The sequence below is a fragment of the Psychrobacter sp. Rd 27.2 genome (assembly GCF_001921755.1).
Lineage (GTDB): Bacteria > Pseudomonadota > Gammaproteobacteria > Pseudomonadales > Moraxellaceae > Psychrobacter > Psychrobacter celer.
Window position 1 is genome coordinate 1 of sequence record NZ_MRYB01000181.1, and the last position, 301, is coordinate 301.

Sequence of the window (301 nt, forward strand, 5' to 3'; positions counted from 1 at the left end):
GGCAAGGGATTATCAGGAGGACAAAAACAGTTGGTTGCTTTTACCCGCTTAGTATTAACCAAGCCTTGGGTGGTATTGATGGACGAGCCAACCGCCTCTATGGATAATCGGCAGGAAGCACAGTGTATCGATGTGTTGCATAAGCATTTTGGAGAAGATCATACTTTAATCGTGGCCACTCACAAAATGCCACTGCTGCAATTGGTTGATCGCATCATCATTATGGACAATCAACAAATCGTGATAGATGGGCCAAAATCAAAAGTGCTGGCCCAATTACAAAGCAATGAAGAGCGAAAAC

At 43.9% G+C, this 301-nt stretch carries 1 protein-coding gene; it reads left to right on the forward strand.

Annotated elements, in window-relative coordinates:
• Positions 1-301, forward strand: a 301-nt coding sequence (locus BTV99_RS13110; protein ID WP_143507245.1) for an ATP-binding cassette domain-containing protein, incomplete at both ends; no start/stop codon positions are given.